The organism is Nocardia sp. NBC_01730 (assembly GCF_035920445.1).
In the GTDB taxonomy this organism is placed as follows: Bacteria; Actinomycetota; Actinomycetes; order Mycobacteriales; family Mycobacteriaceae; genus Nocardia.
Map to the genome: position 1 here is coordinate 6,666,113 of NZ_CP109162.1, position 26,789 is coordinate 6,692,901.

Sequence of the window (26,789 nt, forward strand, 5' to 3'; positions counted from 1 at the left end):
CGGTACCCGTTGAAACCCCTGCGGCGTTGAATATTCGTGGCCCCCTATGTCACGACGTGGCGGCGAGCGGTGCCGACATCGGAGTCGAAACGGGTGGGTGAATGGTCCGTAAGGTTGTGTGCGGGTGCAAGATTCACCTGTCGCGGGGATGCGCGGTGACTTCGATGAGTCGGGGTTACGGTCCACTCGTCAATCGCCCGATGCGCGCTCTCCCGCCCCGTCGGGTGCGAGTCTTACGAGCGCCGTTCGCGGCCCGGCTCGTGTCCGAGCGGGCGAAGCGCATGCGACGCAGTCGCGAGTCTCGCCCGCTCGGACGCGAGCCAAGAGGGGGCCGCGAACACGCCGCGCCGCAGGCGCGGCCAATCAAACACAGCCGCGGCCAATCAAACACAGCCGCGGCCAATCAAACACAGCCGCGGCCAATCAAACACAGCCGCGGCCAATCAAACACAGCCGCGGCCAATCAAACACAGCCGCGGCCAATCAAACACAGCCGCGGCCAATCAAACACAGCCGCGGCCAATCAAACACAGCCGCGGCCAATCAAACACAGCCGCGGCCAATCAAACACAGCCGCGGCCAATCAAACACAGCCGCGGCCAATCAAACACAGCCGCGGCCAATCAAACACAGCCGCGGCCAATCAAACACAGCCGCGGCCAATCAAACACAGCCGCGGCCAATCAAACACAGCTGATCGACCAAGCGGCGTGCGGGACGTAGAACTCCTTGCCGGTTTCGTCGCGGGCGAGGATCGGCAGCTGGAGTTCGACGCCGATCAGGCGTAGGTCGGGCTCCGGCTTGGAATCGATGGTGAGCGCTAGGGCGCCGTCGCGGTAGTCGTTGCGGCTGATCACCCGATCCACCTTCTCGCCGGTGGGCAGGACGTAGACGAGCTGGGCGAGCCAGGGTGCGTCGGCGATCCTCTTCGGCAGCGACAGCTGTAACGGGTAACCGGCGGGGACCTCGAGTTCTACCGTCCGGCCGCGGTGGCAATCCGGGGTTTGCCGGTCGCAGGGCAGGGTGGCGAACACCGTGCCTTCCGCACTGCCCGCGGGCAGGATGCGGCAGTCCTCCATGGTCACGGTGCAATAGCTGAACGGCCGGACGGTGACCGTCTTGCCATGCGCGTAGGCGGTGATCGTGACGTCGGGTTTGTCGGCACTGCGAACCAGGACCACCAGAACGCCGACGAAGGCGACGGTGAGCACGAGCAGGGCGGCCGCGACCAGCGCGACGATTGTGCGTGCATTGAGCTTGCTCACCAGGTGGGGTCTCCTTGCCCTCGTCGGATCCGTGCGGTGTCGCCGCCGCGGCGCGGCCCGCTCGGGCCGTGCTCGCGGTATGTGCTCGTGGAGTGACCCGCCTGCCGGGCCGTCGGGACCTCCTGCCCCGCGTGCTGCGGACGGTTACCGCCGAGTCCGGGCAGCAGCGAGTGTCCTCGGAAGCTGACGAAGGTCTGTACGAGGCCGATCACGAGTATCGCGGTGACGACCGCGAACCCCTTCCAATAATCGGTCGGCAGCAGCACGCCCGCCGCGCCGCCGACCACCCAACTGAGCTGCAAAACCGTCTCGGAGCGGCCGAAGCCGGACGCGATCGACTCCGGCGGAAGGTCGTCCTGGATCGCGGCGTCCAGCGACACCTTGGCCAGTGCGCTCGTTCCGGCCGCGACCAACGTGGCCAGTGCCGCGCCGAGCAGGTTGTTCGCGAACGTCGCGAACAGCGCGACCAATGCGCAAGCCGCGGTGCAGCCGAGCACGATCAGCGACGGCTTGCCGAGTTTGATCCGGGCACCGGTCGCGTTGCCTGTGAAGTTGCCGACAGCCGCTGCCGCGCCGACCACGCCGAGCATGGCGGCCTGCTGCACCGGCCGATGCTCGGTCGCCTTGGCGACGAATGCGACGTAGAAGGTGAGGAATCCGGTCAGTACGCGGATGGCGCTGTTGCCCCATAGGCCGGTCACTACCGAGCGGCCGAGCGGCTGCCTGCGCTTGCGCGGCGGCACCGCCGATTCCTTGGCGGACGCCAGCACCTGGGTGTGCTCGTCAGGGCCGTGATAGCTCAGCGTCGCCGGGACCTCGCCCTCGGTGACCTCGACCCAGGACGGGATGCGCAGGCTCAGATAGGTTCCCGCGCAGGCGATCAGCATCGCGAAGACCAGCGCCCCGTTGGAACCGGCGATGCTCGCCGCGAGCGCGGCCACCGCCCCCGCGCCGATGGTGCCGCCGACCAGACCGAACACCGTCAGCCGAGAGTTGGTGCGGACCAGATCGATATCGGGCGGCAGGACGCGCGGCGTCACCGCGCTCTTCAACACCGAGAACGATTTGCTGCCGATCATCATGCACAGTGCGAGCGGATACAGCGCCCAGGTGTCGAACTCGAGGATCAGTATGACCGCGACGACCGCCCGCAGGGCGAACGACGTCGCCAGCGCCAGTCGTCGGCCGCGCTGCAGGCGGTCGAGCATTGGGCCGACCAGCGGAGCGATCACCGCGAACGGTGCGATCGTGATCAGCAGGTACAGCGCGACTTTCGTCTTGCTCTCAGCGGTGGCACTGGCGAAGAACAGGGTGTTGGCCAGGGCCACCGCGATGGCGGCGTCGAGGGCGAAGTTCGCCATGGTCGCGTAGGTGAGCGCGGTGAGGCCCGACTCGTCCGCGCCATCCGCCTTGGCCGCGCGCTGGAAGGTCGCGATCCCCTTCTCGGTCAGCTGTCTACCGCGCATAGCGGCAACGCGGGTAACCGTCAGCTTGCTCGGGGCACGCTGGGTGCCGGGCGGAGTCGGGGTTTCGCGCGGTTCCGGCTCGCTCGGGTGCTGACCAGCGGGTTCGGAGTAGTCCGATTCGGCGTGCTGCGACGGTTTCGAGCGGCCCGGAAACACGCGGCGCGGCGTCGGACCGTGCTCGGTGTCGCGTCGGCCGCTCGGCAGGCGCCGGGTCTCCGGGTACTCGGAACCGGGCGGTGTTTCGTGACGCCGGGTCTGCGCGTCCAGCCGCCGGTCGTCGTACCCGGGCGGGGTGTTGCCGGAGTCCGGTCCGAGCGGTGGAAGTGGCCCGCGGCGGCGCGGCGCGTTGGGTGGCGGATATCGGTCGAAGCCGGGATGCCGTTCGATCGGCGGGTGCTCCTCGCCTTCCCACCGATCACGGTCGGGACCGGAAGGTTCGCGGGGAGTAGTCACGCCGTCAATTCTGTCGTACTTCCGTGCTGGGCGTTCACCCACGCTCCGTGGATGTCGACGGAAGGTGACCGTCGTCGCTGCCAGCCGGTTGCGCTCAAGCCGGAGTGAAGCGGACTTCGAACATGGTCGGCCAGTTCTTGCCCGTGACCAGGAACCGGTCGGTGCCGGGCAGCTGGGCGATGCCGTTGAGCGCGTCGGTGTTCGCCCGAGCGTTCGTGGGGAGCAGACCGGCGGCGTCGATGGTCGCGAGCACGCGGCCGGACTCCGGGTCGATGCGCACAATGGTGTCGGTGGGCCAGTCATTGGCGTAGACCGAACCGTCCGCCGCGCACTCGAGTTCGTTGAGGCGGGCGTTGTGATGGCTGGTCAGCCGCACCGAGCCGGTCGATGCGAAGGTGACCGGATCACGGAAGGTCAGCCGGTCGGTGCCGTCGCTCATCACCAATCGCCCGGTCCTGGCGCACAGACCCCAGCCTTCGCCGTCGTAGGACACCCTGCGGCGCTCGGTCAGGGTGCCGGGGTCTCTCGCGATGGCGACGTGGTCCCGCCAGGTGAGCTGCCACAGCGTGCCGGCGGCCAAGGCGATGCCCTCGCCGAAGTAGGGGGCGGGCAGCTGCGCCCTGGCCAGCTCGTCGCCGGTCGGAAGGTTGGACGTGCGTACGCTCGACGCGCCCGGCCGGCCGGTGCCTTCGTAGAGGATGTCGCCATCGATTTCCAGACCCTGGGTGAACGCCTTCGGGTCGTGCGGCCTGGTGCCCACCACCTCGATATTCATCCTGAGTGTCGTGTCCCCGGCGTCGCCGCATCCGCTCACAATGAGCAAGCCGACCAGGGCACCGATGGCCAACGAACCCCTATTGCGCTCCATACGGCAAAATGTAGACCGTGAGCGCAGTTTCTGTTTCGGAGTCCGGCGTGCGGCCGATCCTGGCTGATGCCGTTGACCTGGCCCGTCGTGCGCTCCTGGAGTTGGAACCAGCAGCCGTCGGCGCGCATCTCGGCGTGACCGCCGAGGACGAGAACGCGGCGACCCACCGGTTCGAGGCCACCTTGCCCGGTTACCGCGGATGGCAGTGGGCGGTCGTGGTGGCGGCCCCGCCGGAGGCGGACTACGCGACGGTCAGTGAGTCGGCGTTGCTGCCAGGGCCCGATGCCCTGGTCGCGCCCGACTTCGTGCCGTGGGAGCAGCGGATCCGGCCCGGTGACCTCGCGCCAGGAGATCTGCTGGCGCCGCCCGCCGACGATCCGCGCTTGGTGCCCGGCTACGTCGCTACCGGAGATCCGGTCGTCGACGAGGTCGCCTACGAGGTCGGTCTCGGTCGTACCAAGGTGATGAGCCGGGAAGGTCGCGCAGAGGCCGCCGAGCGCTGGTACACCGAACACGGGCCCGATTCCGAGATGGCCAAGTCCGCACCGTCCACTTGCGGACTCTGCGGTTTCTACCTGCCGCTGGCCGGGTCGCTGCGCGCCACGTTCGGCGTCTGCGGTAACGCCATGGGCGCCGACGGTCGCGTCGTGCACGTCGCGTATGGCTGCGGTGCCCATTCCGACACGGTGCTCCCCACCGGCGGCGGCTCCCCGCTCTACGAGGCGTATGACGACTCCGCCGTCGAGATGGTCTCGATCGAGTCGGAGCGGGCCCAGCCCGGCGCCACCGAGGAGAATTCTCCCGCCGCGCCTTCGACAGCCGCCGCGCCGATGTCCGCGGGCGAAGGTTTCGAGCATGCCGACGCGGGGGTTGGCGATGCTTCCGCCGTCGATGCCGGCGAGGTGGCTGCGGCAGGGCCGGATAGTGCCGCTGCGGAGACGTCCGGGGTGTCCGAGGCGGAACCCGTGTCCGAGCCCCGGATCGTCGATGCCAGCGCACCCGCGGGAGAAAAGGACGCCGCCGAGCCCGTCACCGCGCCGACGCTGGCGGCTACCGAGGCTGTGGCCGCCGAGCCTGCTCGAGAGCAGGGCGTGGCCGGGTCGGAAGGGGTTGGTGCGCAGGCCGATTCGGGCACCGAGCAGGACACCGGTGACGAGTCGGACTCCCAAGAGCGGCCGGAGTCCCAGTCATCGCCGCGGAGCTGACCGAGATCGCCGATCCATTCGGCACATCGGCGCTGCGTGCGGCGGTCCTCGCCGCATGGCGTGATTCGCCGACCCGGTTGCGGGAGGACGCCGCCACCGAAGCCGACCTGGTGCGCGCCGGATACCGCGATCGGTTGCTCACCGAGTTGGCGCAGAACGCCGCTGACGCCGCTGCCAAGACAGGCGTGGCCGGTCGCCTCGTCGTCCGCCTCGTCGGTCGCGATCTGCACATCGGGAATACCGGTGCGCCGCTCGATCTCTCCGGCGTACATGCGCTCACCGCGCTGCGCGCGTCGGGGAAGTCCGACGTCGGCACGGTCGGCAGGTTCGGTGTCGGTTTCACCGCGGTCCTCGCGGTGAGCGAGGACGTCGAGCTGCGTTCCACCACCGGGTCGCTGCGGTTCTCTCGCGATCTGACTCGGGATGCCCTTCGCCACAGTGATATCCGAATTCCCGCTGCGGACGGAGGCGAGCTCGCCCCTCCGGTGCTGCGGCTGGCTTGGCCGATCGAGGCGACCCCGGCGGACGGGCTGAACGCGGAAGTCGTGCTGCGGCTGCGTGACGATGTGGACGCCGAAGCGCTAATTGCCGGGATGCGGGAAGAAGCTATCGACCTCCTGCTGGAACTGCCCCCGTTGCACCGCATCCGCATCGACAGGGACGAATTCGTCAGCAGTGCCGAGGATATGGGTGACGGACTGCACGAGGTGTACGTCGACGGTCCGGGCAGCGAGCAGCGGACATGGTGGCAGTACCGAGCGTCGCGCGCCCGCTGGCTGCTGCCGGTGCGGGACGGCAAGCCGGTGGCGGCCGCGCCGGATGTGCTGCGGGCGCCGACCAGGTCGGACGAAGAGCTCTCCCTCCCTGCCCTGCTCATTGCCGACATCCCCATGCAGCCGGATCGCCGCAGGCTGCTGCCCGGCGCCCGCCTGGCCCAGTTGGCGGAGGGCTACGCGGATTTCGCCCGTGCGCTCCCACCCCGCGACCGTCTCGTGCTCGTCCCGGCGCCTGGTTTCGCGCGCAGCGAGGCCGACGGTCTCCTCCGCGAAGCTCTGATCCGCGAGCTGCAGACCCAGCCATGGCTGCCTGTCGTTGCCACGCGCCGGCACACCGCGCCCGAAGACCTGGCCGGAACCCTTCCGCATCTCGACCCGGTTGCGCGAGAGGCCTATGCCGACGGCCCTTCCGGCCCCACAACCTCGGCCGGCGAGCAAACGGGGGACGTAGCCGCGCCGACCGCCGCGCTCGTCGGCGAACCGGATGACGTGTTCGGCAGTTCGATGTCTGTCGCGAACCGCGTCGCGATTCCGACCGGCACGCACGTATTCACCGGCCTCACCGAGGAATTGGCCGCCCTGCTCGATGACGTGGTCGGCCCGTTGGTGATCCCTGACCTCTCCGGCCGTGCGCAGGCGGAGGCTATGAGCGTGCTGGATGTGCATCGTCTCGGTTTGGCGCGCCTCGCGGAACTGTCGGGCGGCTTGGCGCGACCGCCGACCTGGTGGTGGTCGCTGTACTCCGCGCTGGAGCCGTTCGTGGTGGATCCGCTCGCGTCCGAAGAGCTGGGCGCGCTGGCGGTTCCGTTGGCCGACGGCAGGTTGGTCACCGGACCGCGAACGGTGGTACTGGACGATCAGCTCGAGGTCGCGATCCCGGTGCACTGGGCAAGAGTGGTGCATCCCGAGGCGGCGCACCCGCTGCTGGCTCGGCTCGGCGCGCGATCAGCCACCGCCGAGGACCTGCTGAGCGACCCAGGTTTGCGCGTCGACCTGGAGGACAACCCCGGCGAGCCCGACACCGCCGACGCCATCCTCCGCCTCGCCGCGCACGCCGATCCGGCCACATTGCCGTCTTGGCTCGGTTTGCTCGAATTACCCGACACCGAAGGCGAATTGCTACCCGCTGACGAACTGCTGTTGCCCGGCGCTCCCCTACGCGATCTGCTGGTCTCGAACGCACCATTCGGCACGCTGGACCCTGATCTGGTCGATCGTTACGGCCCAGACGCTTTGCGCGCCGTAGGCGTCGGCTGGGATTTCAGCGTGGTCGTCGAGGCCGATCCGACCGGCCCGGACCACGATCTGGACGACGAGGCGCACTGGTGGTCGACCCTCCTGGACGATCCGCCGGAGCTGGCGGCGGTCCGCGACCTCGATCTGGTGGACGACGCCGCATGGCCGGAAGCGTTACGGCAGTTGGCCGCCACGCCGGGCACCCGGCGCCTGCTCATGGATGCCGACGGTTACACCGCATGGTGGTTGCGCAGATACGCGCGCATCGACGGCACCCCACTTGGGCTGCTCCGCCACCCGGCCGACACCGAATTCGCGGGCCTGCTGCCTACTTTCGTCGACATCGACGCGGACGCCTTCCGTGCCGTTCTCGCGAACCCGGACCTGATCACCGATGACTTGGGCGTCGCGTTGCTGGATGCGCTCGCCGACCCGGCGAAAACGCCTGTGCCGGATGTTGTGTCACGCACGCACGCACGCTTGGCCGCCGCGGTCGCCGCAGATCGGCTGGACCTGACCGATCTCGAACCGCCCGGCCGCGTGCGCGCGCTCTCGAGCGCCGTGATCGATTCCGGTGACGCCTTCGTTCTCGACCAGCCGTGGTTCGGCCTGGCAGTGCCGTCGGGCCGGCTGGTGGTGGGCGATATCGAAACCGCCTCGGCCCTGGCCACTCTGCTTGATCTGCCGCTGGTCTCCGAGTCCGTCACCGCCGAGGTGGTCGGCGTTGGTCGCCGCACGACATGGGCGGCGGAACCATTGGGAGTCGTTCTGCGCCAACTGTTCACCCTGACCGAGCCGGAGGGCGAGCTGGTCCTGCACGACGACCTGCTGGTGCGGTTGGGCGGCGCGATCGAGACCACGGTCTCCGTACCCTGGTGGCGTATCGGCTCGACCTTCCACGTCCGCGCCCCGCGGGCGCAGAGCTGACTCGCGGGTCTATTAGGCGGCTGCCTCGCCTTCGCTCGGCCCGGCGCGTAAGCGGCTGCCTCGGGCCCTTTGCTCGGCCTGGCGCGGGTTGCGGGCGGGCTTCGTCCGGCTGCGTCCGTTAGGCCGCGTATCCCGTGATCATTTCGCTCAGCAGATCCAGCTGCACGCGCACGCTTTCGCTGTCATTGTCCACCAGCCAACGAAGCACGAGGCCGTCGATTACGTTGAGCGTGAAGCGGCTCAGCGTCTGCACCGGGACGGACCACTGATTCCCGGTCGCGTCGCGCGCGTGTTCCAGGACGTCGGCCACGGTGGAGTCGTTGAAGTTGTACTGTTCGCGCGCGATCGCGATTTTTGCTGGGGTTTGTTCCCCTTCGCGTAGTGCGTAAGTGGTTGTTTCGTATGTGAGCAGCTGCCGTTCCGGAGTGGCTTCGATGTTGAGCCACATGAGTTCCAGTCCGGAACGGATCAATTTTTGAAGAGCTTCTTTTCCACTTCCGACTTCTTGCCATACTGTTTCGTTTGCGTCGACCGAATCGCGTAATTCCATCGACAACGCCTTGACCAGCTCGGTCATCAGCGCGTCCTTGTTTTCGAAACAGTAATGCACCACACCGAGCGAGACGCCCGCCGCCTGAGCGACATCACGCGTGGTCACGCCCGCAACGCCCTTTTTTTCGGCAAGGCCGATCGCGGCCTCGATTAGGTGGGCCCGTCGTTCTTCAACGCTCAATCGGGAGGACACCCAAGCGAGTTAAGCGCGCGCGGCGCGTGCAGTCAATTCGCGGGTCCGAAATTCTCGACTGGACGAGTGACCAGTTGTGTGGTTCGCTGCCATCAGACCGAAGGGGGACCGGTATGCCGGTGTCGCGCAGAACAGTTCTGGCCCAGAGCGTGATCGGTTCGGCGGCGTTCGCCACCGCGACCGTGCCGGGACGACCAGTACGCTCGGCGTTCCGGCCGGCGCCACACCCGATTCCGGTGGCTACGAGATCGGCGTCGGGCTCTCCGATATCACCGGCCCGGCCGCCGAGTGCGGGATGGTGGGCTACTCCGAGGTCGAGCAGCAGACTGCGGGCATCCACCTGCGTCCGCGAGCAAGGGCGTTCATCATCGGCAGCGCCGGGCGGCGGATCGTGGTGGACGGACGCTTCCCCCGGACGGCCAACCGCGCCTGCCGCGGCGGGCGTTTCGCTGATCGCGGGCAGCATCGAGGACAGCCCCGGCTTGCGCGGCGGCCCTATTCCGGAAGGCGTGCGCAACCCGTTCCTCGAGTCGCTCGGCGATCCCGGCCGGGCCGCACCGGACTGGCCGGCGGACACGCAGGCGCCCAAGGCGCTCGCCCTGCTGCCCCCCCGGTGGCACGGGTGCCGAATTCACCATCACCTCGGGTCTGCGGATCCGCCGCGCGGTTGCCGCGGCACTGGACATTCCGCTGGACCAGGTGCTCATGCAGGGTTATGCGAACGCTCTCCACGAATACGTCACCACGCCAGAGGAATACGACTAGCAGCAGTACGAGGGCGCGTCGACGCTGTTCGGCCGGCACCCGCGTGGGCGCGCAAGAAGAAGACGCATTCGTCGAGGACTTGTGCGTGAAGGGTTTGGCGCGGACGAGGTTGGCGAAGTCGGTTCACGACGCGGGCTGGGGCATGTTCATCCGCATGTTGGAGGCGAAAGCCTGCCGGTACGGGCGCGTGTTCGGCGAGGTGGACCGGTTCTTTCCCTCGTCGCAACGGTGTTCGGCCTGTGGTCGGATCGACGGGCCGAAGCCGTTGAATATTCGGGAGTGGTTCTGCCCGTGCGGCGCTGCCCACGAACGCGACCTCAACGCCGCAAGGAACATACTGGCCGCAAGACGTACGGACAGCCCAACGCCTGTGGAGCTGACGTCAGACTCGACCTCGGTCGAGCAGTCGGCGTCGAATCAGGAACCCACCGGAAGCGCGGCGTAGTAAGCTGCCCAGACCGGAATCCCCGCCTTCAGGCGAAGGGGGACGTCAAAGTCCCGTCTGGGCGCCCTTGTCGCCGCGTCGCGCGCCGCGCCGCTGGACCAGGAAGATGCCGAACGCGAGGATGCCGACCACCAGTCCCATGAGGCAGACCGGACGTGCCGACACCCATCGGTCGCCAGCCGCCCACACCACCGCCGTGGCGATCATCCACAGCGCGCTGCCGACCGCGAGCACGGGGCGCGGATCGGTCAGGCGCGGAGGAATCTGCGGGACTTTCTGTGTCACGGGCCCAGCCTAGCGGCGGCAACTCGGGTCCGGCCGATACCGGTCCCGTATCGTTTGCCACTGTGACAACGCCATCGGATGTTCGAGCCCTTGCCGGTGAACTCTCGCTGGCGGTCGTTCGACTGACGCGACACCTACGCGGCCGCCGCGCCGACTCGCAGATATCGCTGACCCAGCTCTCGGCCCTCGCCACCCTCGCACGGGACGGCGCGATGACGCCGGGGGCGCTAGCCGCGAAGGAGCGTGTTCAGCCGCCGTCGATGACCCGCGTCATCGCCTCCCTGACCGATCTCGACTTGGTGGAGCGCAAGCCGCATCCGACAGATGGCCGTCAGATCATCGTCTCGTTGTCTCCCGCGGGCCGCGCGCTCATCGCCGATGAAACCAGTGCGCGCGAGGCGTGGATGACCGAGCAGCTCACCACGCTCACCGACGAGCAGCTCGTGGTGCTGACCCGCGCCGTGGCGATCATGAAGCAGATCGTCTCGGAATCCGAGTAGCAGCCACGGCCGCAGGGTGATTCGCGCTCCGCGCTCGAGCGGAACAGCTGCACCGGCTCAGTGCCCCGCTCTGCCGAGCCGGATGATGGTGTCAGCGCCCCACCACAGTAGGCGGCCCGCGATCGACAGGTAGAGGACGAACGCCAGATAGACCAGTACGGCGCCGTAGTCGTCGGCCCAGCCCGGTAGGTGGTTCAGTTGGGTGCACGCGGCGACGACCAGCAGCAGCCCGAGTGCGATTGCGATCGGTGCGAGGGGCGCGGTGCTTGGGTCGTCAGCAGGTCGAGCGGGGCGGTCGGTCATGGCGGAGCTCTCCTGGTGCGGTCGGCTCGGAGCCGAATCGGGACGAGAGAGACGCCACCGATGCCGGTTACTCTTGAGCTACCTTTCGCACGAAGGGGTCGTTCCGTTAACTCGAATGTGACTTATTTCACTCTCGAGCAGCGAATGGTCGATCGCTGTCTACAATTTCGCGCCCGAGTGGGAACAGTGAGAGCGGAATGAGCTTGAGATTGGCCCAACCGAACGGGATGCCGATAATCGAGACGAACAGCGGGATGCTGGTGAACAGATGGCCGAGTGCCAGCCACCATCCGGCCACGATGAACCAGATGATGTTGCCGATTAGTGAACCCGTCCCCGCACGCGGCTTCTCCACCGTGGTCCGGCCGAACGGCCACAGCACGTAGGCCGCGATCCGGAAGGACGCGATCCCGAACGGGATCGTGATGATCAGAATGAAGCAGATGATCCCTGCCGCGATGTAGCCGAGCGCGAGCCAGAATCCGGCGAAGATCAACCAGAGGATGTTGAGAACCAGCTGAATCGGCTTCATGTCACCAGCATGCCAGCCTCGGGCCGATTCGGACATATCTTCCTTCCCCGCGCCGGTGGGACGCCGGGACGGCGGTCAGAAGAACCAGCCGAGCACCGCGTCTCGCTCCGCGCGGAAGGCGTCGTCTATCGCGTGCAGCCGTGCGGGATCCTTGACTCGCAACCGGTTCGCCGCCGCGAACACCCGTGCCGGAACCGCGCCGAGGTACATGCTGCCGAGAACGTCGATGCCGAGTTCGATATCGGCCGCGCGAGTGGTCGGTTCGCAGCGGGCTTGCCCGTCCCGCACGCGCAGCGCGAACGTGCCGCCCGCGTCGCGGAACGGATCGGTCACGGCGAGGACCACATCCAGATCGCCCGCGTACGAGCGCGCCGACAGCGCGACGGGAAGGTCCATGAGCCGCAACCACAATCCGTCATAGCGGGCCGTAGTGCGCACCAGCCGCGGATCGGTCAGCAGATAGGGCAGCGGGTCGTGGTCGGTGAGCACGGCCTCCACCCGCTGTACCAGATCCAGCCCGAGCAGGGTGCGCCACAACGCCGCGTGTGCCTCACCGGTGACCGTTCGCATCTCGACGACCTCGGCCGTCGTCTCCCGGTCGTGGCGGTAGAACCGGTACAGCGCGTAGCCGTCGGCGTGCAGGAGCGCGAAGAGGTCGCTGCCGCCGTTGCGGAAGCGTTGCGGATCGTCGAACAGGATGTCCCAGCTTGCCGTGGGACGCACCTGGGCGCCGGGCACCAGTCTGCGCCAGCGGTCGTAGATCGCCTCCGCCGCGGTGCGTGCCTCGCTCGGCTCGTGCAGTGTGACCCCACCAGGATTCGGTGCGCACGGCAGGAATTCGGCGAACCGGCGGTCGATGCCGACCGCGTTCTCCCGTGTCGCCGGGCCGTAGCCGAACCGGCCGTAGATGCCGCCCTCGCTGGCGGTGAACATGGTCAGCGGCAACCCGGCCGCCTCGATGCGCCGATGCTGCTCGGTGTACATGGCCCGGAGAATGCCGCGGCGCCGATGCGTCGGCGCCACCCCGACACCGGCGATACCGCACACCTCGACGGTCCGTTCGCCGGGCACGGTCACCGTCATCGTGGTGGACTGCACGTGCCCGACGAGCCGCCCGCGCTCGACCGCCACGATCGCCTGCTCCTGCGGGAACAGCCGTGGTACCCGCTCCAGCTCCGCCGGGTCGTAGCGGGTCCCGAAGGAGGTCTCCACCAGCGTCCGGATCGCGGGCGCGTCGTCCTCGGTCGCGGACCGGATGGTGATTTCCGGGAGGGTCATGCCTCGACCATCTCACGGTCGATCACACGCATGCACCGGATTTTCTCCATGTCCCGCGACGGCGGAGCGAACGCCGGTGACGGCGCGGCAGGACCGCCCCGGCAGGATGTAGCGGTGGCCGAAGTGATCGATATCGATGATCCCGCAGACCCTCGGGTCGATGACTTCCGCGACCTCAAGTCCGCCGACCGCAGACCCGACCTACCCGGGCGCAAGGGATTGGTGATCGCCGAGGGTGTCGTGGTGGTCCAGCGGATGCTGGATTCGCGGTTCGCGCCGGCCGCACTGCTGGGCGTGGAGCGCAGGCGTGCCGAACTCGCCGACGACCTGGCCGCCGTCGATGTGGCGTACTACCGGGCCTCGGCTGAGATCATGGCCCAGGTCGTCGGGTTCCATCTCAATCGCGGAGTGCTTGCCGTGGCGCCCCGCCCCGCGGATCTCGGCATGGACGAGGTGACCGAGAAAGCGCGGACCGTCGTCGTGCTCGAGGGCGTGAACGACCACGAGAATCTCGGCGCGATGTTCCGCAACGCGGCCGGACTCGGGGCCGAGGCCGTCCTGTTCGGTGATCGGTGTGCCGATCCGCTGTACCGCCGTGCCGTCCGGGTGTCGATGGGGCATGTTCTCCGAGTTCCCTTCGCGTCCGTGCCGGATTGGCCGCGGGGTCTGGATATACTGCGGCGCAAGGGATTCCAGATCATCGCGCTCACGCCGAACCCTGCGGCGGTGAACTTGGCGACCGCGATGAACGGGGAGCGGGTGGCGTTGTTGCTCGGGGCCGAGGGGCCGGGACTGACCGAGGAGGCGATGCGAGCCACCGATATCCGTGCGCGCATCCCGATGTCGCCCGGCACCGATTCGCTCAACGTCGCGACCGCGGCGGCGATGGCCTTCTATGAGCGGGTGAGGCTCTCGTGACCGGTCTGTATCGGCCGTACCCGTCCTATCATGACCCGACACCTTGGGGGGCGGGGCTGACTGTCGCGATCATGGTGGCGCTGCTGTCCGCGGTCGCCGTGTACTCCTTCGGCGCTGCGCTGGCCGAGGTGCACCCGCTCCTCGCGGTCGCGGTGAATCTGGTCGCGGTCGGTGGCGCCGCGCCGACGGCGTGGCGGTGGCGCCGTGCCCCGGTGACCCGATGGGTGCTCGGCGGCGGCGCGGCAGGAGTGCTGCTCGGATGGGTCACGCTGCTACTGAGCGCACTGGCGGCTTGACGGACGCGGCCGGACGAAGTCCGCCCCCGCACCCTGCGACGGGTCGAGCGGAGGCTCGAGGTGGCCGCTTGTGCGACGGGTCGAGCGAAGGCGAGGCAGCCCGCTTGTGCGCCGGGTCGAGCGAAGGCTCGAGGTGGCCGCTTGTGCGCCGGGTCGAGCGAAGGCTCGAGGTGGCCGCTTGTGCGCCGGGTCGAGCGAAGGCTCGAGGTAGCCGCTTGTGCGCCGGGTCGAGCGAAGGCTCGAGGTAGCCGATTATGCGCCGGGTCGAGCGAAGGCTCGAGGTGGCCGATTATGCGCCGGGTCGAGCGAAGGCGAGGCAGCCGCCTTGGCGACAGCGCCCGCGAGCTAGGAGACGCGGTCGTGTCCGCGCAACCAGCCGAACAGTCCGCGCCTGTCGGACCGCGGTATCCGTGCGGACGGGTTGGGTGCCTGGCCCTTCGGGTACAGCGTGAATCCGCACACCGCGACGTCGCTCGGCACCAGCGCCCTGTCTGCGGCTGGTGCGCGGTAGTGGAAGCCGAGCCATTCGTTGTTGGCGGCGTCGGCGAAATCGGGGGGGTCGAACGGCAGCGCTTGCGGGTCGGGCAGTTCGCCCGCGTGCCAACGCACCGGATGATCGCCCGCCCAGTACGGCCGCTCCCACACCAGCGGAAGGCCCTCGTCCTCCAGGATGTTCACCCGGGTCGAACTGAACGCCCGGCGGAATTCCCCGCGCTCCCAATGCGCGAACGCGCCCCAGCCGTGCGCCGTGTCGAACGACACCAGATAGGTGTGCTCGGAGGCCAACGGACGCACCAGCAACTCCGGGATCTCGGTCGGGTGGACGCGCGCGGCCTGGGTCGAGCACACCACGGTCACGCCGGGATAGCAGCCGATGTACACCTCGTCGACCTCAGGGCCCGCGCAGCCGGCCAGTGTGCCGATCATTATCGGCAGCACGTCGTGGTCACTGTGCAACTGTTTCGCAAGTGCCAGTGCGGCAGCAGGGTCCGGGTCGTGGTTCGCGCGTAGAACCGCCAATGGATCGGGTGCGTCGATGTACCAGAGCGTCGAAGCCTTCGAAAGCATGTCCGGCACCTCCCGATAGTTGCACGAATCAACTCCGCGAACTTCGAGCAACGCGCGGGTGTGCCGAAATCGGTGCACCCGCTGAGGTGACCTACTCGGCGCCGACGCACGTCGTCGACCACACCAAAAACATACTCGCCCCACACTGGCTGCGGAGTGGCTTCGCACCGCCAACACGCGACGCGCCCGGCGGCCGTGTGCCAATCCGTTTCCGCGCCCACTCCTGTGCCGGTGCAGGCAACAGTTCCACATCGGACGGGCGATCGAACATCAGATCGCAATTACTGATTTCGCAAGCACATGGGTAACTCACCGGGAACGCCCCGAACCCGAGCGGCACCCAACGCAGGACCTGAACGCGAATCCTGTATCCCCTGACTAGTACGGCCTGAATACTCGGAGAGGCGGACTAGCACTCAGTGGCCCGAGCTACGCACCCCGAGCAGCACGTCCTCCCAGGACGGCATGGGGGCCTTGCCGCGCTTGCTGCGGCTCGGCTTCGCGGGGGCCTTGGCGGCAGGCTTCGGGGGCTCCTCCACGGCGGGAGCCGTCGACGCGGCGGGAGCCGTCGGGGTCGTGTCCGGGGTGGCACCGGAGGCCGTCGCGGCCGCAGCGCCGTTGGCGGACGCCGCATTACCGGCGGTGGGGGTCCCCGTGCTCGACGCGGCCGCCGGCGCGCTGGTGCCCGCCGTGACCGCGGCGCCGCTGCCACCCGCGGCGACCGCACGCTGTTCGAAGTACTCGTCCAAGGTGGACTGGCCCTGCTGCCTGCTCGGGCGCGCGGGCGGCGTGGCCGCGGCGGGGCGGGGCTCCACGACCGGCTCCGGCTGCGGTGCGGGCGGCTCTGGCTCGGCAGGCAGGATCGTTGCCAGTCCGCGGAGGGCACGACCGAAATCCGGATCGATCAGGTCGGAGGCCGGGTCATCGAGTGGGGAGACCGAGCCGCCGTGCGCGTCCGGCTGGTAACGCCAGTGCGCGGCGATCTCGGAACGTCCGTTCTGCCACTGCAACTGGGCGACCCAGTAGCCTTTCTCGTCCTTCCAGGCGTCCCACACGGCGCCCTCGATGTTGTGACCGCGTTCGGTGAACGCGGCGGTGACCACATCGATGAGCGTTTCCACGGCGGGGCCGTCGGGGCGGACCGGATGCGCCTTCTGTGCGAGCTCGGCGGCACGGGCTCGTTCGAGGAGGACCGGATAGGCGAAGCGGTCGACACGGCTGGCCGGCATTCCGGATTCTTCGGTGACCTGTTCTACGGAGGCGCCGGCGCGGATACGGGCCTGGATATCGCGGGGACGCATAGTTGCTTCCATTTCGATCTCAATCTGGCCGAATCGGGCAAGGTCTCCGCGCGCAGCGGCTCGTAGTTTGTCATCGGCGGGAAGCCGGAACTTCTGACCGGACTCGGTGTCGATACACACGATGTGCGTGGCGTCGGGCGTCACCCCGATCACTCGAAGTTCACGCACCGTTACCTCCTTATCGCGTCGACTCGCGACACCGCCCACTTTCCGAAACAGTAGTGCAGATCTGAGATTCATGGGGTAGGACACGCGGCACGGAAATCTCCGAAGAGACTCCCGCGCCCCGCTAATCTGCTCTGTTCGACGTGCCGTGCCTTTCTGTGCGGCGTGTCGAATCCGGGCGTGTCGCGGCTGTCAGCCGAGATTCTGGACGACCCAGTCGATGGAACGGGTCAGCTGGCTGATGTCGTCCGGATCAATTGCCGGGAACATGCCGACGCGAAGCTGGTTGCGCCCCAGCTTGCGGTAGGGCTCGGTGTCTACGATGCCGTTGGCGCGCAGTACCTTCGCCACCGCGGCCGCGTCGACCGAGTCGGCGAAGTCGATGGTGCCGACCACCTGCGAGCGGTGCGTCGGGTCGGTGACGTACGGTGTGGCGTACTCGCTCGACTCGGCCCAGGAGTACAGCCGGGACGAGGAGTCCAGCGTCCGCTTGACCGCCCATTCCAGACCGCCGTTGGCGTTGAGCCACTCGATCTGGTCGGCGAACAGCAGCAGGGTGCCCAGCGCCGGGGTGTTGTAGGTCTGGTCCTTGGTGCTGTTGTCGATCGCGATCGGCAGCGAGAGGAAATCGGGGGTCCAGCGGCCCGACGCCTTGATCTCCTCGACTCGGTTCAATGCGGCCGGGCTCATCAGTGCGACCCACAGGCCGCCGTCGGAGGCGAAGCACTTCTGCGGTGCGAAGTAGTAGACGTCGGCATCGGTGATGTTCACCGGCAGGCCGCCCGCGCCGGAGGTGGCGTCGATGGCGATCAGCGCGTTCTCCGAACCCGCGGGACGCTGCACCGGGATCGAGACACCGGTGGAGGTCTCGTTGTGCGCCCAGCCGATCAGGTCCACCGACGGGTCCGCCACCGGCTCCGGCGCGCTGCCCGGATCGGCAGAGACCACGATCGGGTCGCCGATGAACGGGTTGCCTTTGGCCACCGCGGCGAACTTCGAGCTGAACTCGCCATTGATCAGGTGCAGCGAGCGCTCCCGGATCAGGCCGAACGCCGCGGCGTCCCAGAACGCGGTGGTGCCGCCGTTGCCGAGCACCACCTCGTAGCCGTCGGGCAGGCCGAACAGTTCGCGCAGACCGGAGCGCACCCGCGCCACTACGTCCTTCACCGGCTTCTGTCGATGCGAGGTTCCGAACACCGAGGCGCCGACCTTCACCAGAGACTGCAACTGCTCCGGTCGCACTTTGGAGGGGCCGCAACCGAACCGTCCGTCGGCGGGCTTGATGTCGTCGGGAATGGTCGGGAACGCAGTGGTCATGCGGTACAGGGTAGACGGTGGTATTGCTGTGTCGCTGACCACACTCCAGCTAACCTAAGTGTCCATGAGCATGGTGTCGGCTAACTCAGGGTGGCGACTGCGCGGGCGGGCGGCGTGGGGTTTCGGACTGCGCTTCGCAACGGTCTCGGACTCGGTCAGGCGAGAGTTGCTGATTCGGGGTATGACGGGTTCGGCGACGATCCTCGGCGTGCGGCCGCGGCGCACCGAACCAGGGCACGTGTTCTGGGTTCAGGTGCAGTTGGACGGGGAGCTCCCCTACGAGACCAGGGTGCGGCAGCATACGACGGAGGCTGACCTGGAATGGATGCAGCCGGGCGACGTCGTGTGTTGCCGGGTGGACCCACGCGATCGCGATCGCGTGCTGCTGTATGTGACCGACATCGAAGTGTCGGGACGGGCGAGCATCGCGAAGATCCTCGCCGACGGACGCCGCGCCGATGCCACGGTGCTCGCCGCCGCACCGGTCGCCGCCGACTACACCGGCCGCGCCGACCCAGTGCTGCGCCTCGACCTGGAACTGCGTGCCTGGGACGAGCTGAAGCCGTGGCGGGTCCGGCTCGTCCAGCCGGTGCCGCTGGGTGCCCTCGGTCTCGTCGACCTCGGTCAGCACTTGGAGGTCGCCTTCTTCACCGTGGACCGAGGCGAATCTGTCGCCGTCGACTGGGTCGCCTCACTCGGCGACGAATAACCTCGCGTACTCGGGCACTGCCTACAAATGCACGTACGTGAAACCCATGGCTCGGATCTTCGGCAGAACCGCGATCATGCCCGCGCCGGTTCCGGATTGCGGCCGGTGCATATGGGCGAGTGCAATGGCGCCAGGCGCAGCGGCATTCATCGCGGATTGCACCTGCGTCGCCGAGGCCGTCGCACCGAAATCGGCGTTGATGCTGTAACCGACCGGAGCTTCGCCCAATTCCTTCACGATGGCCACCGCGACGTCGTCGTAATGCGCGGTGCCCGCGCGAAAGAATCGCGGCGGCTTGCCCACCAGCGTGGTCAGCCGCTCGTGGTTGGCCCACACTTCGTCGGCCGCCTCCCGTACCGAGCCGGTGCCCGCGATGCCGTAGGCGGCGCGACCGGTCACCGAGAGCGGTTTGTGCGCGACGCCGTGATTGGCCAGTTCGAACAGCGGGTTCAACGCCAGCTGCGCTGCCCGCGCCGGGTTCGCGTCGATCCACCGCTTGTTGAGGAACAGCGTCGCCGGAATCTGCTGAGTGATCAGGAAACTCACCAGCGATTCGTCGACATCGTTGTTACCCGGCCCGCCGCACGCGTCGAAAGTCAGTGCCATCTGTTTGCCGGTGGCCTCGAAAGTACTTGTGATGCCCCGCATCTCCACGCCCCACTGCCTCGGCTGCGCACCGGCGTACCTATCGGCTACCGCGGTGGGAGAGACAGCGGGCGGGGCCGTGGACAACGGCGCCACCCGCCCGCTCGTGGCCGGGGGCGTAGTGGCCGAAGTCGCCTGTGCGGTGGTGGTGTTGTTCTGTGCCGTGCCACATCCGGTGGTGGCGAACCCTGCGGCCAGCGCGGCGCTGATACCGAGCATCCGCCGCCGCGCCATTCCTCTGTCCAGCATCCGTCACGTCCTCTTTCCGGCGTCCCCCGGATGTTACTCGAGCCGAACGCGACGGCGGATAACGTCTCCTGCGCACAATCATGTCGTGCGGCTATCGCCTATGTGTGCGAGACCGAGGCCCAGCCCGCGACCTCTTCGGGTTTGCGCGGGCCCGGCCCGGTGTAGATGGCGGCGGGGCGGACCAGCTTGCCCAGCTGCTTCTGCTCCAGGATGTGCGCGCACCAGCCCGCGGTGCGGCCGCAGGTGAACATGGCGGGCATCATGTGCGCGGGCACCTCGGCGAAGTCCAGGATCACCGCGGCCCAGAACTCGACGTTGGTCTCGATGGCGCGGTCCGGACGGCGCTCCCGCAGCTCGGCGAGTGCGGCCTGCTCCAGTGCGACGGCGACCTCGTAACGCGGAGCGGCGAGGCGCTTCGCGGTGGCCCGCAGCACGCCGGCGCGCGGGTCCTGGGCCCGGTAGACCCGGTGGCCGAAGCCCATCAGCTTCTCCTTGCGGTCCAGGATGCCCTTGACCAGGGCCCGTGCGTCGCCGCTCTGCTCGACTTCTTCGATCATCGGCAGCACGCGCGCTGGCGCGCCGCCGTGCAGCGGGCCGGACATGGCGCCGATCGCGCCGGACAGCGCGGCGGCCACGTCGGCGCCCGTGGACGCGATCACGCGGGCGGTGAAGGTGGAGGCGTTCATCCCGTGCTCGGCGGCGGACACCCAGTAGGCGTTGATGGCCTCGGTGTGGCGCGGGTCCGGGTCACCCTTCCACCGGGTCATGAAGCGCTCGGTGACCGTGGTGCACTCGTCGATCGTTTTCTGCGGGACCGCGGGCTGGTAGATACCGCGCGCGGACTGCGCCACGTACGACAGCGCCATCACCGAGGCGCGGGCCAGGTCCTCCCGCGCTGTCTCGTCATCGATGTCGAGCAGCGGCTGGTAGCCCCAGATCGGGGCGAGCATGGCCAGACCGGCTTGCACGTCCACGCGCACGTCGCCGGTGTGCACCGGCAGCGGGAAAGGCTCGGCGGGCGGCAGGCCCCGGCCGAACGATCCGTCGACCAGCAGCGCCCACACGTCTCCGAAGGTCACCCGGCCTTCGACCAGGTCCTCGATGTCCACGCCGCGGTAGCGCAGCGCACCGCCGTCTTTGTCCGGTTCGGCGATGTCGGTGGTGAATGCCACCACGCCCTCCAGGCCGCTGACGAAATCTCTGGGTACGGTGGCGTGTCCACCGGAAACCGCGGGGCTGGTAGTCATGTTGCGACTCTCCTTGCACTTCGGGTCATATGTTCTCGTCGGTGGGAAGTTGTCGGACTTGACGAGTACATGCCGATAATCAAAACCTTAGCTCGCTGCTACCCCGGAGTAACGTCTGGCCCATGCGTGACCTGGACAATTCACCCCGCGGCCAGGAAACGGCCGACTTCCTGCCCAGCGCCGATCTCGCCGCCATGCGGACCGAGTACGGCGGTGTGCCCTACGGCAGCGGCGAGGACGTCGACCTGGACGAGAACTGGTTGGCTGGGGGCTGGGAGCCGCTCCTGCGCCACTGGATCGAACAGGCCACCGCGGTCGGCATCGCCGAGCCCAATGCTATGGTGCTCGCCACGGTGTCGCTGGTCGGCGGTATGCCACGACCGGTGGCGCGGACGGTGCTGTGCAAAGGGCTTTCGCCGGAAGGTGTGACTTTCTACACGAACTACGACTCAGCCAAGGGCGCCCAGCTGGCCGCCGTTCCGTTCGCCGCGGTCACCTTCGTGTGGCCCGCGCTGGGCAGACAGGTGCACCTGCGCGGGGCGGTCGAACGCGTGCCTGCCGAGACGACCGCGGTCTACTGGCGATCTCGGCCGAGGGACTCGCAACTGGGCGCGTGGGCCTCGCAGCAGTCCAAGCCGATCGGTTCGCGGGCCGAGCTGGATCGCACGCTCGCCGAGGCGACCGCGCGGTTCGCCGACATCGACGAGATCCCGGTGCCACCGCACTGGGGTGGTTTCCTGCTCCGACCCGACGAGGTCGAGTTCTGGCAGGGGCGGCGCGGCCGACTGCACAACCGAATCCACGTGCGCATCGTGGACGAGACCATGACAGTCGAGCGACTGCAGCCCTGACGTATTCCCGCTCGGCGCGTGAGAAATATCGCGTCGAGCCGGGCTGGGTGGACTCGCTACGCTGCGGCCGGTGAAACTGCTCGCCGACACCACCCCGCTGCGCCATCCGGATTTTCGACGCCTGTGGGCCTCGGGGATCGTCACCATGATCGGCGCGCAACTGTCCGTCGTCGCGGTGCCGCAGCAGATCTTCCAGATCACCGGTAGTTCCGGCTATGTCGGCCTGGCTGGGTTGTTCGGCCTCGCGCCGCTGATCGTGTTCGGTCTGTGGGGCGGCGCGCTCGCCGACGTGATGGACCGGCGCACGCTGATGCTCATTACGAACGCAGGCACCGGTGCCACCGCACTGGCCTTCTGGATCCAGGCGGCCGCAGGGGTGGACAGTGTGTGGGTCGTGCTCGGCCTGTTCGCGGTGCAGCAGGCCTTCTTCGCGGTGAACCAGCCGACGCGCAGCGCGACAATCCCACGCCTGCTGCCGGAAGGCCAACTGGCCGCAGCGAATTCGCTGAGCATGACGGTCATGCAGTTCGGTGCGATCGCGGGACCGGTGCTGGCGGGCGCGCTGATCCCGCTGGTCGGGCTGGCTACGCTCTACTTGATCGACGCCGTCGCACTGCTCGCCACACTCTGGGCGGTCTGGCGGCTGCCCGCACTGCCGCCGACCGGGTCGGTGCGCAGGGCCGGATTCCGGACGGTGCTGGACGGTTTCGGCTACCTGGCGACCCAGCGGGTGCTGCTCGCGTCGTTCGCGGTGGACGTGATCGCCATGGTGTTCGGGATGCCGCGTGCGCTGTTCCCACAGATCGCGCACGAGACCTTCGGTGACCCGGCCACCGGTGGCGTCGCCCTCGGGTTGCTGTTCGCCTCTATGTCGGTGGGCGCGGTGCTCGGCGGTGTGTTCTCCGGCTGGATTCCGCGCATCCGCCGTCAGGGCCTCGCCGTGCTCATCTGCATTGTGCTGTGGGGCCTGGCCATGGTCGGGTTCGGCGTGGCCGTCGGATACACCGGACACGGTCTCGGCCTCGGCGTCGGGTTGTGGATCGCGCTGGCGTGCTCGGCATTCGGCGGTGCGGTGGACATGATTTCGGCCGCGCTCCGGGTCACCATGCTGCAGACGGTCGCCACCGACGACCTGCGCGGGCGGTTGCAGGGCGTGTTCATCGTCGTCGTGGCGGGCGGTCCGCGCATCGGTGATGTTGCCCACGGTTTCGCGGCGGCGAGCCTGGGTACTGCTGTAGCCGCGGCCGGAGGAGGTGGGCTCGTGGTGGTCGGCGTGCTCGTCGCGGCGGTCGCCTTCCCCGCGTTCACGCGTTACCGTGTCGGCCGCGCCCGTGCCGAAATACCAGCATGACCAGCACCGCGGCGCTGGACGACGACGACAGGAGCACCTGCGAAACCTCACTGCTCCAGGACGTGTTCGTGAGGTGCCGCAGGACTACCCTCCGTATTTGTCCGTGTCGATGAACAGCTAGCGTTGGGGCAAGCGCATCGTGTGCTGACCGCGCCGATGCCTTTGGTTCTAACCTGAGAGGGATCCTTCCGTGCCCGCTGAGAACATCATCAACGTCGACGACGACGCCAAGCCGGTCCTTTCCTATCCCGGCGGGGAATTCCCGATGACGGTCACCAAAGCCGCCGAGGGCAACGACGGGATCGAGCTGGGAAAGTTGCTGGCCAGCACCGGGTACGTGACGTACGACCCGGGCTTCATGAACACGGCACCCACCAAGTCGGCCATCACCTACATCGACGGTGAGGCGGGCATCCTCCGCTACCGTGGCTACCCCATCGACCAGCTCGCCGCGTCCTCGACCTTCATCGAGGTCAGCTACCTGCTGATCTACGGCGAGCTGCCGACGCAGGCCCAGCTCGAGGACTTCACCGACCGGATCCGCAGGCACACGCTGCTGCACGAGGACCTCAAGCGCTTCTTCGACGGCTTCCCACGCAACGCGCACCCGATGCCGGTGCTGTCGTCCGCGGTGAACGCGCTGTCGGCCTACTACCAGGACTCGCTGGACCCGCGCGACCCCGAGCAGGTCGAGCTATCCACTATCCGACTATTGGCCAAGCTACCCACCATCGCCGCCTACTCGTACAAGAAGTCGGTCGGCCAGCCGTTCCTCTACCCGGACAACTCGCTGAGCCTGGTGGAGAACTTCCTGCGGATGACCTTCGGCTTCCCCGCCGAGCCTTACGAGGTCGACCCCGAGGTTGCCGCAGCCCTGGACATGCTGCTCATCCTGCACGCCGACCACGAGCAGAACTGTTCCACCTCGACCGTGCGGCTGGTCGGCTCGTCCGACGCCAACCTGTTCACCTCGGTATCCGGCGGTATCAACGCGCTGTGGGGTCCGCTACACGGCGGCGCGAACCAGGCCGTGCTGGAGATGCTCGACGGCATCAAGGCCAACGGTAGCGACGTCAAGGAGTTCATCCGCAAGGTCAAGAACAAGGAAGACGGCGTGAAGCTCATGGGCTTCGGGCACCGCGTCTACCGCAACTACGACCCGCGCGCCTCGATCGCCAAAAAGCACGCCGACGCCATTCTGAGCAAACTGGGCGGCGCGGACGAGCTGTTCGAGATCGCCCAGGCCCTGGAAGAGGCCGCGCTGACCGACGACTACTTCATCGAGCGGCGCCTGTACCCGAACGTCGACTTCTACACCGGCGTCATCTACAAGGCGATGGGCTTCCCGACCCGTATGTTCACCGTGCTTTTCGCGATGGGTCGGCTCCCCGGCTGGATCGCGCACTGGCGCGAAATGCACAGTGAGCCTTTGAAGATCGGCCGTCCGCGGCAGATCTACACCGGTTACGGCGCCCGCGACTACGGCGAGATCGCCAGCCGTTGACGAGTTTCCACCCACCCACCTATCGAAGGGGATAGCCGAATGACCAAACCGGAGATCGAGTTCCAGGAGGGGCCCGCGCCCACCGAGCTGGTGATCAAGGACATCATCGAAGGCGAGGGCAAGGAAGCCGTGCCCGGCGGCACCGTCGAGGTGCACTACGTCGGTGTCGAATTCGAATCCGGCGAGGAGTTCGACTCGTCGTGGAACCGAGGCGAGTCCATCACCTTCCCGCTGCGCGGCCTGATCCAGGGCTGGCAGGATGGTATACCCGGCATGAAGGTCGGCGGCCGTCGTCAGCTGACCATCCCGCCGGAGCTGGCCTACGGCCCGGCCGGTGCCGGCCACCGCCTGTCCGGCAAGACGCTGGTCTTCGTGATCGACCTGCTGAACGCTGAATAGTTTGGCAGCGCCTGCGGCGCTGCGTGTTCGCGGCCCCTTTGTGGCTCGCATCCGAGCGGCCGATCCTCGCGACTTCGTCGCAATCGCATCGGCCGCTCGGATGCGAGCCGGGCCGCGAACGGGCAATGCTAGGTCTCGCTTCGCTCGGAAGTGGGAGTGAGGCCGATGTGGTTGTGCTGGGCCGGGACCGGGGGGCCCTTTCAGCAGCATTTCGTGGCGCGGGCGTTGCGGTTGCGTAGCCGCCTGCTCGCCATTTCATCGCAGGTGCGTCAGCCGGTTGGATGTGAGCCGGGCCGCGAACACGCGGCGGCGAAGCCGCCGCAATTAAACAGGGAGTACGAGGACCAGGCGGATGCCGCCGAGGGTGCCCTCGTCGAAATAGGCGCGGCCGCCGTGTAATAGGGCCTGTTGCGCGACCAAGGCGAGGCCGAGGCCGGAGCCGCCCTTGCTTGCCTGGCTGCCGCGGAAGAAGCGGTTGAAGACGGCTTCGCGCTCGTCGGGTGGGATGCCACGCCCGTTGTCGTCGATGCTGATGATGATGTGGCCGTTGGACGCACGGTGCGCGGAGACGAGGGCCTCGGTGGCTCCGCCGTGTTTCACCGAGTTCGCCAGGGCGTTGTCCACCGCAAGGCGCAGCCCGGCGGGCAGGCCGCGGGTCACCAGCTCGGCGTCGGAGTCGATGCGCACGGTGAGGCCGGGGAAGTGCCGCATGGCGTCATGCGCTGCTTGGTCGCACAGATCGCCCACGTCGGTGGCGACGTAGTCGTGCTCGTTGGTCAGGTCGCCGGTGGCCAGCCGCTCCAGTGCGGTGAGTGTTGTCTCCACCCGGCCCTGGCTGCGTTGCAGGTCGCCGAGGATCTCCGCGCGCTGCGCCTCGTTCAGATCGAGGGTGCGCAGCACCTCGAGGTCGGTGCGCATCGCGGTGAGCGGGGTGCGCAGTTCGTGTGCGGACACGGCGGCGAAGTCGCGCGCGGTCTCCAGCGCGGCCGCAGTCTCCGCCTGCGCCTCGTCCACCCGCTGCAGCATTGTGTTCACCGCGTCGGCCAGCTTCTCCGCCTCACGCACGCCCGAGCCTTCCACCGGCGTCTTGGGATTGTGTGGGTCGGGGAACGCGCTGCGCGCGCCGACCTGCCGGGTGAGCCGGACGATCGGGCGCACCGCTGCGCCCGCAAGCAGCCAGCCGAGCGCCGCCGCGGCGGCGATGGACAGCAGTGCGCCGCCGAGCACCCAGCGCTGCTGCTCCGCGGTGGCCTCGGCCGCGCCCGCGGCGGGTATGCCGAGCGAAACCACTCGTCCCGCAGGCTGATTCTCTGTGGTGGTCAGGATCCGGTACGGGGTGCCGCCCACTGTGGCGGTGCGCGAACCGGTGGGCAGCGTGGGCAATTCGGTCGTTGTGCTCGCCGTAATCGCACCTTTGTCGCGGACGGTGACGGCCATATCGTTGTTCAGCCCGGTCATGCTGATGAAGTTGACCGCGATGACCGGCTCGATCAGCACGATGCGCGCCGCGACGGCGAGCTGCTGGTCGGACTGCTGCACGTTGTTGCGTTCGATGGCGCGGATGCTGAGCAGGCTGATCAGCGTCACGATGACGATCGCGCCTGCCGCCGCGGCGCCCGCTACCCTGGTGCGCAGCGAAAACGAACGCTGCCGAGGGGTTTTCGGCGGGGCGGCGGACATGCCCGGTTCCGCCTCGCGAGCCGGGCGGGACGCGGGCACG

At 68.1% G+C, this 26,789-nt stretch carries 25 protein-coding genes and 1 pseudogene; 12 read left to right on the top strand and 14 right to left on the bottom strand.

The window, feature by feature from the left end; all coding sequences use genetic code 11:
- Positions 1–683: 683 nt before the first annotated feature.
- From OHB12_RS28170 to OHB12_RS28180, 3 genes are all read right to left on the bottom strand, one after another.
- Positions 684–1,265: a DUF2771 domain-containing protein gene (locus tag OHB12_RS28170; RefSeq protein ID WP_327112285.1), complete on the bottom strand. Its 582-nt coding sequence runs from the start codon at positions 1,263–1,265 to the stop codon at positions 684–686.
- On the bottom strand, positions 1,262–3,184 hold the full coding sequence (locus OHB12_RS28175) for an MFS transporter (protein ID WP_327112287.1): 1,923 nt from the start codon (positions 3,182–3,184) through the stop codon (positions 1,262–1,264). The genes OHB12_RS28170 and OHB12_RS28175 overlap by 4 nt, the downstream gene beginning before the upstream one ends.
- Positions 3,185–3,278: 94 nt before the next feature.
- Positions 3,279–4,052, bottom strand: a complete 774-nt coding sequence (locus tag OHB12_RS28180; RefSeq protein WP_327112289.1) for a glutaminyl-peptide cyclotransferase — start codon at positions 4,050–4,052, stop codon at positions 3,279–3,281.
- A 17-nt stretch (positions 4,053–4,069) separates the two neighbouring features.
- Here OHB12_RS28180 and OHB12_RS36460 point away from each other — a divergent pair, with 17 nt between their 5' ends.
- Entirely contained in the window at positions 4,070–5,257 is a 1,188-nt protein-coding gene (locus OHB12_RS36460; protein ID WP_442799869.1) for a DUF3027 domain-containing protein, read from the top strand.
- 5 nt (positions 5,258–5,262) lie between these two features.
- Positions 5,263–8,196 (top strand): sacsin N-terminal ATP-binding-like domain-containing protein, encoded by a 2,934-nt coding sequence (locus OHB12_RS28190; protein WP_327121564.1) that lies wholly within the window; start codon positions 5,263–5,265, stop codon positions 8,194–8,196.
- Positions 8,197–8,314: 118 nt separating this feature from the next.
- Here OHB12_RS28190 and OHB12_RS28195 read toward each other — a convergent pair whose 3' ends face one another.
- Positions 8,315–8,929 carry a TetR/AcrR family transcriptional regulator gene (locus OHB12_RS28195; RefSeq protein WP_327112291.1) on the bottom strand — a complete coding sequence of 205 codons (615 nt, stop codon included), beginning with the start codon at positions 8,927–8,929 and terminating at the stop codon, positions 8,315–8,317.
- A gap of 690 nt (positions 8,930–9,619) precedes the next feature.
- On the opposite strand from OHB12_RS28195, the gene OHB12_RS28200 reads away from it, so the two are divergent.
- Together OHB12_RS28200 and OHB12_RS28205 are read left to right on the top strand one after the other, a co-directional pair.
- Positions 9,620–9,706 carry a hypothetical protein gene (locus tag OHB12_RS28200; RefSeq protein WP_442800145.1) on the top strand — a complete coding sequence of 29 codons (87 nt, stop codon included), beginning with the start codon at positions 9,620–9,622 and terminating at the stop codon, positions 9,704–9,706.
- Positions 9,707–9,818: 112 nt separating this feature from the next.
- Positions 9,819–10,151 (top strand): annotated as a pseudogene (locus OHB12_RS28205) (RNA-guided endonuclease InsQ/TnpB family protein); the annotation flags it as partial.
- A gap of 45 nt (positions 10,152–10,196) precedes the next feature.
- Here the strand turns inward: OHB12_RS28205 and OHB12_RS28210 are convergent.
- Positions 10,197–10,436: a DUF2530 domain-containing protein gene (locus OHB12_RS28210; protein ID WP_327112293.1), complete on the bottom strand. Its 240-nt coding sequence runs from the start codon at positions 10,434–10,436 to the stop codon at positions 10,197–10,199.
- 62 nt (positions 10,437–10,498) lie between these two features.
- Between OHB12_RS28210 and OHB12_RS28215 the strand changes: the two genes are divergently transcribed.
- Entirely contained in the window at positions 10,499–10,936 is a 438-nt protein-coding gene (locus tag OHB12_RS28215) for a MarR family winged helix-turn-helix transcriptional regulator (protein WP_327112295.1), read from the top strand.
- A 57-nt stretch (positions 10,937–10,993) separates the two neighbouring features.
- On the opposite strand, the gene OHB12_RS28220 is transcribed toward OHB12_RS28215, so the two are convergent.
- From OHB12_RS28220 to OHB12_RS28230, 3 genes are all read right to left on the bottom strand, one after another.
- Positions 10,994–11,239, bottom strand: coding sequence for a hypothetical protein (locus tag OHB12_RS28220; protein WP_327112297.1), 246 nt, complete (start codon positions 11,237–11,239; stop codon positions 10,994–10,996).
- 127 nt (positions 11,240–11,366) lie between these two features.
- Positions 11,367–11,771: a YccF domain-containing protein gene (locus OHB12_RS28225; protein WP_327112299.1), complete on the bottom strand. Its 405-nt coding sequence runs from the start codon at positions 11,769–11,771 to the stop codon at positions 11,367–11,369.
- A 75-nt stretch (positions 11,772–11,846) separates the two neighbouring features.
- Positions 11,847–13,049 (bottom strand): GNAT family N-acetyltransferase, encoded by a 1,203-nt coding sequence (locus OHB12_RS28230; protein ID WP_327112301.1) that lies wholly within the window; start codon positions 13,047–13,049, stop codon positions 11,847–11,849.
- A gap of 114 nt (positions 13,050–13,163) precedes the next feature.
- Here OHB12_RS28230 and OHB12_RS28235 point away from each other — a divergent pair, with 114 nt between their 5' ends.
- Positions 13,164–13,967, top strand: coding sequence for a TrmH family RNA methyltransferase (locus tag OHB12_RS28235; RefSeq protein WP_327112303.1), 804 nt, complete (start codon positions 13,164–13,166; stop codon positions 13,965–13,967).
- Positions 13,964–14,263, top strand: a complete 300-nt coding sequence (locus OHB12_RS28240; protein ID WP_327112305.1) for a DUF2537 domain-containing protein — start codon at positions 13,964–13,966, stop codon at positions 14,261–14,263. The genes OHB12_RS28235 and OHB12_RS28240 overlap by 4 nt, the downstream gene beginning before the upstream one ends.
- A gap of 345 nt (positions 14,264–14,608) precedes the next feature.
- On the opposite strand, the gene OHB12_RS28245 is transcribed toward OHB12_RS28240, so the two are convergent.
- From OHB12_RS28245 to serC, 3 genes are all read right to left on the bottom strand, one after another.
- The gene (locus OHB12_RS28245; protein WP_327112307.1) at positions 14,609–15,331 is read right to left on the bottom strand and encodes a DUF6928 family protein; all 723 of its coding nucleotides are present in this window, start codon (positions 15,329–15,331) and stop codon (positions 14,609–14,611) included.
- Between the two features lie 416 nt (positions 15,332–15,747).
- Positions 15,748–16,800 carry a septation protein SepH gene (gene sepH, locus OHB12_RS28250; RefSeq protein ID WP_327112309.1) on the bottom strand — a complete coding sequence of 351 codons (1,053 nt, stop codon included), beginning with the start codon at positions 16,798–16,800 and terminating at the stop codon, positions 15,748–15,750.
- Positions 16,801–16,989: 189 nt separating this feature from the next.
- Positions 16,990–18,114 carry a phosphoserine transaminase gene (gene serC, locus OHB12_RS28255; protein ID WP_327112311.1) on the bottom strand — a complete coding sequence of 375 codons (1,125 nt, stop codon included), beginning with the start codon at positions 18,112–18,114 and terminating at the stop codon, positions 16,990–16,992.
- A gap of 70 nt (positions 18,115–18,184) precedes the next feature.
- Here serC and OHB12_RS28260 point away from each other — a divergent pair, with 70 nt between their 5' ends.
- Entirely contained in the window at positions 18,185–18,823 is a 639-nt protein-coding gene (locus tag OHB12_RS28260) for a hypothetical protein (RefSeq protein WP_327112313.1), read from the top strand.
- A gap of 21 nt (positions 18,824–18,844) precedes the next feature.
- On the opposite strand, the gene OHB12_RS28265 is transcribed toward OHB12_RS28260, so the two are convergent.
- Both OHB12_RS28265 and OHB12_RS28270 read right to left on the bottom strand, forming a co-directional pair.
- A complete protein-coding gene (locus OHB12_RS28265) occupies positions 18,845–19,717 on the bottom strand; it encodes a polysaccharide deacetylase family protein (protein WP_327112314.1) in 873 nt (290 codons plus the stop codon).
- A 98-nt stretch (positions 19,718–19,815) separates the two neighbouring features.
- Positions 19,816–20,964, bottom strand: a complete 1,149-nt coding sequence (locus OHB12_RS28270) for a citrate synthase 2 (RefSeq protein WP_327112316.1) — start codon at positions 20,962–20,964, stop codon at positions 19,816–19,818.
- 122 nt (positions 20,965–21,086) lie between these two features.
- On the opposite strand from OHB12_RS28270, the gene pdxH reads away from it, so the two are divergent.
- From pdxH to OHB12_RS28290, 4 genes are all read left to right on the top strand, one after another.
- Entirely contained in the window at positions 21,087–21,815 is a 729-nt protein-coding gene (gene pdxH, locus OHB12_RS28275; protein WP_327112318.1) for a pyridoxamine 5'-phosphate oxidase, read from the top strand.
- Positions 21,816–21,885: 70 nt separating this feature from the next.
- On the top strand, positions 21,886–23,166 hold the full coding sequence (locus OHB12_RS28280; RefSeq protein WP_327112320.1) for an MFS transporter: 1,281 nt from the start codon (positions 21,886–21,888) through the stop codon (positions 23,164–23,166).
- Between the two features lie 190 nt (positions 23,167–23,356).
- Positions 23,357–24,670 (top strand): citrate synthase, encoded by a 1,314-nt coding sequence (locus OHB12_RS28285; RefSeq protein WP_327112322.1) that lies wholly within the window; start codon positions 23,357–23,359, stop codon positions 24,668–24,670.
- A 39-nt stretch (positions 24,671–24,709) separates the two neighbouring features.
- A complete protein-coding gene (locus OHB12_RS28290) occupies positions 24,710–25,069 on the top strand; it encodes an FKBP-type peptidyl-prolyl cis-trans isomerase (protein ID WP_327112324.1) in 360 nt (119 codons plus the stop codon).
- Between the two features lie 324 nt (positions 25,070–25,393).
- Here the strand turns inward: OHB12_RS28290 and OHB12_RS28295 are convergent, their stop codons facing one another.
- Positions 25,394–26,749: a sensor histidine kinase gene (locus OHB12_RS28295; RefSeq protein ID WP_327121571.1), complete on the bottom strand. Its 1,356-nt coding sequence runs from the start codon at positions 26,747–26,749 to the stop codon at positions 25,394–25,396.
- Positions 26,750–26,789: the final 40 nt, after the last annotated feature.

Coding starts and splice junctions, on each gene's coding strand:
- OHB12_RS28180 (WP_327112289.1), bottom strand. CDS start 4,052: ATGGAGCGCAATAGGGGTTCGTTGGCCATCGGTGCCCTGGTCGGCTTG.
- OHB12_RS28220 (WP_327112297.1), bottom strand. CDS start 11,239: ATGACCGACCGCCCCGCTCGACCTGCTGACGACCCAAGCACCGCGCCC.
- OHB12_RS28225 (WP_327112299.1), bottom strand. CDS start 11,771: ATGAAGCCGATTCAGCTGGTTCTCAACATCCTCTGGTTGATCTTCGCC.
- OHB12_RS28230 (WP_327112301.1), bottom strand. CDS start 13,049: ATGACCCTCCCGGAAATCACCATCCGGTCCGCGACCGAGGACGACGCG.
- OHB12_RS28245 (WP_327112307.1), bottom strand. CDS start 15,331: ATGCTTTCGAAGGCTTCGACGCTCTGGTACATCGACGCACCCGATCCA.
- serC (WP_327112311.1), bottom strand. CDS start 18,114: ATGACCACTGCGTTCCCGACCATTCCCGACGACATCAAGCCCGCCGAC.
- OHB12_RS28260 (WP_327112313.1), top strand. CDS start 18,185: ATGGTGTCGGCTAACTCAGGGTGGCGACTGCGCGGGCGGGCGGCGTGG.
- OHB12_RS28265 (WP_327112314.1), bottom strand. CDS start 19,717: ATGCTGGACAGAGGAATGGCGCGGCGGCGGATGCTCGGTATCAGCGCC.
- OHB12_RS28270 (WP_327112316.1), bottom strand. CDS start 20,964: ATGACTACCAGCCCCGCGGTTTCCGGTGGACACGCCACCGTACCCAGA.
- pdxH (WP_327112318.1), top strand. CDS start 21,087: ATGCGTGACCTGGACAATTCACCCCGCGGCCAGGAAACGGCCGACTTC.
- OHB12_RS28290 (WP_327112324.1), top strand. CDS start 24,710: ATGACCAAACCGGAGATCGAGTTCCAGGAGGGGCCCGCGCCCACCGAG.
- OHB12_RS28295 (WP_327121571.1), bottom strand. CDS start 26,749: ATGTCCGCCGCCCCGCCGAAAACCCCTCGGCAGCGTTCGTTTTCGCTG.